This window comes from Phyllobacterium sp. P5_D12 (assembly GCF_054049495.1).
In genome coordinates this window covers 1-4,455 of the sequence record NZ_JBFUMG010000381.1, presented here as the reverse complement: position 1 = coordinate 4,455, position 4,455 = coordinate 1, and the positions used below count along the sequence as shown (strand labels likewise).

The window sequence follows — 4,455 nt, the reverse complement described above, 5'->3', positions numbered from 1 at the left end:
GCTTCTCACGGTCCAGGAGATGACGGGCATGTCCATCGTTCCTCGCACGAACTCGACAAAACGATTTTCCAGATGGTGGACGTTGTAGGACACGAAGTCGATATTGTAGGCCAGCATGGAAAAATGCGCTTCGATAGCATCATCGCGGATACCCTCGGCGGTCAGTCCGGCGGGAATGCCCGGCGCGTCTTTGCCGAAACGGCGGATCAAATGATGATCGAAGGACATAATTGCTGCCTGGCCGTCATATTCGGCGAGATCGTCGGCAACTGCACTTACCAAACCATCGTCGCGCCCGAGAATTCCCTTAAGTTCGATGACAATGGGCACGCGGCCGTCAACCAACTTCAGGGCCTGAGCCAGCGTCGGTACATGATCCTGTGTGCCGCCGACACGAAGTTTGCCGGCTTGCTCGGCTGTCAGCTCGTCGATATGGCCTTTGCTCCCCGTCACCCGGTCGAGCGTGCCGTCGTGGAAGACAATGGCTTTGCCGTCGGCGGAGAGATGGACATCGCATTCGATGGCAAAGCCGGCGCCTGCAGCGGCGTCAAACGCCGATAGAGTATTCTCCCAGCGCTTTTTGTTCAGATCGTGCAGACCGCGATGCGCGATGGGCACGTTTTTCAACCAGTCAACAGAAGGCATGCTCAACAAACCTCGATAATGGCTTCGATTTCGACCGGCGCGTTCAGGGGCAGGGCGGCCGTGCCCACAGCCGAGCGTGCGTGACGGCCTGCATCGCCCAACACGGCGACGAGCAGATCCGAGGCGCCGTTGGCGACGAGGTGCTGTTCGACGAAATCCGGTGTCGATGCGACGAACACCGTAATTTTCACGATCCGCATGATCCGTTCGAGATCGCCCAGCGCTGCTTTCGCCTGCGCCAGAATATTGATCGCGCAGGCTTTGGCCGCTTCCTGGCCTTGTGCGACGTTCAGCTCGGCACCCAAAAGTCCGGTGTGAATGAGCTTTCCGCTTGCCAGCGGCAATTGCCCTGACGTCAGAAGCAGCGAGCCAGTCTGGGCGAATGGAACGTAGTTGGCTGCCGGTGCCGCTGCGACAGGCAGCGTGATGCCAAGCTCCTGCAGGCGTTTTTCGATGGTGCTGGTCATGGGATAATTTCCTTATGTTTTCGGAATCGCGAGGGATTGTGCAAGAAGTTGCGATTTTTGCCTCGCTTCCGCCAAGAGTTATTTTAATATGCACGTTCAAATATTGGAGAATCTTGTCGATGCGCGTTCTACCTGTTGTTGTTTTCAGTCTCGGTGCCTTGGGCCTGACCGGCTCCTCCATGGCTTTTGCGGCTGGAACCGCGACCCTTGTTCCGCATCGCGCCATTTACGATCTCAAACTGGACAGTGCGCAGGACAGTAGCGGGATCACGGGTTTGACGGGTCGCATGGTTTATGAATTCAACGGCTCGGACTGCGAGGGCTATACGACGAATTTCCGCTTTGTCACCCGCGTCGACATGGAAGAACAGCCTCAACGGGTGACCGACCAGCAGACGACGACATTCGAATCGGGCAACGGCGATAAATTCCGCTTCGTCAACAAGACATTCGTTGACCAGAGCCTGACCAAGGAAGTGCGCGGCGACGCTGCCCTGCTCAAGGACAAGACGGAAATTTCGCTGACAAAGCCGGAGGCAAGCAAAGAAGATCTGGAACTGTCACAGTTTCCAACACGCCACATGCAGGATTTGATCTCCAAGGCGTTGGCCGGGGAAGTTTTCTATCAGACAAAGCTGTTCGACGGATCGGAAGATGCCGACAAGGTCATGGCGACGACGGTGGTTATCGGCAAGTCTGCGGTTTCCGATGATGACGAGACAAAGAACATGGGCCCACTGGCAAAAGAAACGACGTGGCCGGTTTCGATCGCTTATTTCGACGACAATGAGAAGACGGAGGGGCTGCCGAGCTACCGGATCAATTTCAAGATGTATCGCAATGGCGTGACGCGCGATCTCAAGATGGACTATGGCGATTTCTCGATGACAGGGAAGCTGGTCAATCTGCAGCTGTTCGACGCCCCGAAGTGCACGAAGTAGACCTGTTGATGCCTTTTATCGGCCTCGCACTTGCGTTTGTGACAATTATCCATTAACAGCCGCTTCATTCCWCACACGGGATTTGGGTTGATATCGGGAGAAATCCGATATGGCCTCCGGTGGCGGGTTTCCCGCCTCTTCCCGTGGAGGTTCAACCGGAAAGGAAATACAAGAGATGGCATTGCCTGATTTCAGCATGCGTCAGCTCCTAGAAGCTGGCGTTCACTTCGGCCACCAGACACATCGCTGGAACCCGAAAATGGCACCATACATTTATGGTTCCCGCAACAACATTCACATTCTCGACCTGGCCCAGACCTATCCGCTGCTCAATACAGCGCTGAAGAAGGTTTCGGACACCGTAGCCCGTGGTGGCCGCGTTCTGTTCGTTGGCACCAAGCGTCAGGCTTCGGACATCATTGCCGATGCCGCAACCCGTTCGGCCCAGTATTACGTCAATGCCCGCTGGCTCGGCGGCATGATGACCAACTGGAAGACGATTTCGAATTCCATTCAGCGTCTGCGCAAGCTCGACGAGCTTCTTTCCGGCGACGCACAGGGCTTCACCAAGAAGGAGCGCCTGAACCTCGACCGTGAACGCGAGAAGCTAAACCGCGCACTTGGCGGTATCAAGAACATGGGTTCCGTTCCGGATCTCATCTTCATCATCGATACCAACAAGGAAGCCATTGCCATCCAGGAAGCCAAGCGTCTTGGTATCCCGGTTGTCGCCGTGATCGATAGCAATTGCGATCCAGATCAGATCGATTTCCCGATCCCTGGCAATGATGATGCGTCGCGCGCGATTTCGCTTTATTGCGATCTGATTGCCAAGGCGGCGCTCGATGGCATTCTGCGTCAGCAGGGTTCGCTGGGCATGGATATCGGTGCACAGGAAGAAGCTCCTGTCGAGCCAGCGCTCGAAGCCCCGGCTGAAGCTTCAGCAGAAGCGCCTGCTCAGGAAGGTGAAGCCTCCGCTTGAGGCTTCATACACCCGTCGTATCGGGTGATTAACAATGATTCGATTGGCGCATAGCGCGCCGCAAAGTTGGCATGCTGGTTTCTCCAGTATGCCTTCGCTTTGAGAAGAGGCGACTAGAATGAGCATTACTGCTGCACAAGTAAAAGAACTTCGCGAGATTAGCGGCGCCGGCATGATGGACTGCAAAGCAGCCCTGACTGAAACCAATGGCGACATGGAAGCCGCTGTCGATTGGCTGCGTGCCAAAGGTATTTCAAAGGCCGACAAGAAGGCAGGGCGTACGGCTGCCGAAGGTCTCGTCGGCGTTGCGTCGAACGGCAAGAAGGCTGTTGTCGTAGAGGTCAACTCCGAGACCGATTTCGTAGCCCGCAACGACGCATTCCAGGACATCGTCCGCAATGTTGCCAATGTGGCATTGACGACGGACGGTACGACCGCTGCCGTTGCCGCTGCGACCTATCCCTCATCGGGCAAGTCGGTTGTCGATACGATCAAGGATGCAGTTGGTACAATCGGTGAGAACCTGTCGTTCCGCCGCTCGGCAGCGCTGACAGTCAATGAAGGCGTTGTCGCAACCTATATCCACAATGCTGTTTCCGATGGTCTCGGCAAGCTTGGCGTTCTAGTAGCGATCGAAACTGCCGGCAACGCAGACGTCGCACAGGCTTTCGGCCGCCAGGTCGCGATGCATGTCGCGGCGACCAACCCTCTTGCCCTGACTGCCGCCGAGGTTGATCCGGCTGCTGTCGAGCGTGAAAAGGCAGTCTTCACAGAGTCGGCCCGCCAGTCTGGCAAGCCTGAAAACATCATCGAGAAGATGGTCGAAGGCCGTCTGCGCAAATTCTACGAGGAAGTCGTACTTCTCTCGCAGGCTTTCGTTATCAATCCCGATCTGACCGTCGAGGCTGCTCTTAAAGAAGCGGAAAAGACGATCGGTGCGCCGGCCAAGATAACGGCGTTCGTCCGTTTCGCCCTTGGCGAAGGCATCGAGAAGGAAGAGACCGACTTTGCAGCGGAAGTTGCCGCAGCTGTGAAGAAGTAATCTTAGACAACTGAAATCAAAGGGCATCGCGTGACAACGCGATGCCCTTCGTGTATCCGGAATTCGAAACGACATTGAGGAAGGTTCCATGGCTGGTACGGCAGTTTACAAACGCGTTGTGCTCAAAGCCTCAGGGGAAGCTCTCATGGGCGATCAGGGCTTCGGTATTGATGTTGCTGTCGCCGATCGAATTGCCAGCGATATTGCGGAAGCTCGTGCGCTAGGCGTCCAGGTTGGCGTCGTCATCGGCGGCGGCAATATCTTTCGCGGCGTAGCAGTTGCCTCCAAAGGCGGAGACCGCGTGACCGGCGACCACATGGGCATGCTCGCAACGGTGATCAACTCCCTGGCGCTACGCACTTCACTGGTGAAGATCGG

The 4,455-nt window shown here is 56.2% G+C and carries 6 protein-coding genes; 4 read left to right on the top strand and 2 right to left on the bottom strand.

Annotated elements, in window-relative coordinates:
* Nucleotides 1-645, bottom strand: a 645-nt coding sequence (locus tag ACXJ5O_RS19885) for a glycerophosphodiester phosphodiesterase family protein (RefSeq protein ID WP_457301401.1), incomplete at its 3' end; no start/stop codon positions are given.
* A 2-nt stretch (nucleotides 646-647) separates the two neighbouring features.
* On the bottom strand, nucleotides 648-1,112 hold the full coding sequence (locus tag ACXJ5O_RS19880; protein WP_457301400.1) for a RidA family protein: 465 nt from the start codon (nucleotides 1,110-1,112) through the stop codon (nucleotides 648-650).
* 119 nt (nucleotides 1,113-1,231) lie between these two features.
* Between ACXJ5O_RS19880 and ACXJ5O_RS19875 the strand changes: the two genes are divergently transcribed.
* From ACXJ5O_RS19875 to ACXJ5O_RS19860, 4 genes are all read left to right on the top strand, one after another.
* Nucleotides 1,232-2,053 (top strand): cell envelope integrity EipB family protein, encoded by an 822-nt coding sequence (locus tag ACXJ5O_RS19875; RefSeq protein WP_112529306.1) that lies wholly within the window; start codon nucleotides 1,232-1,234, stop codon nucleotides 2,051-2,053.
* Between the two features lie 175 nt (nucleotides 2,054-2,228).
* Nucleotides 2,229-3,035 (top strand): 30S ribosomal protein S2, encoded by an 807-nt coding sequence (gene rpsB, locus ACXJ5O_RS19870; protein WP_457301399.1) that lies wholly within the window; start codon nucleotides 2,229-2,231, stop codon nucleotides 3,033-3,035.
* Between the two features lie 118 nt (nucleotides 3,036-3,153).
* Nucleotides 3,154-4,077 (top strand): translation elongation factor Ts, encoded by a 924-nt coding sequence (gene tsf / locus ACXJ5O_RS19865; RefSeq protein ID WP_457301398.1) that lies wholly within the window; start codon nucleotides 3,154-3,156, stop codon nucleotides 4,075-4,077.
* An 88-nt stretch (nucleotides 4,078-4,165) separates the two neighbouring features.
* Nucleotides 4,166-4,455 (top strand): amino acid kinase family protein (locus ACXJ5O_RS19860; protein WP_457301397.1); only part of this gene is annotated, 290 nt, incomplete at its 3' end.

What these genes read in the sequence shown, in the direction of transcription:
- ACXJ5O_RS19880 (WP_457301400.1), bottom strand. Translation starts at nt 1,112, where the DNA reads ATGACCAGCACCATCGAAAAACGCCTGCAGGAGCTTGGCATCACGCTG.
- ACXJ5O_RS19875 (WP_112529306.1), top strand. Translation starts at nt 1,232, where the DNA reads ATGCGCGTTCTACCTGTTGTTGTTTTCAGTCTCGGTGCCTTGGGCCTG.
- rpsB (WP_457301399.1), top strand. Translation starts at nt 2,229, where the DNA reads ATGGCATTGCCTGATTTCAGCATGCGTCAGCTCCTAGAAGCTGGCGTT.
- tsf (WP_457301398.1), top strand. Translation starts at nt 3,154, where the DNA reads ATGAGCATTACTGCTGCACAAGTAAAAGAACTTCGCGAGATTAGCGGC.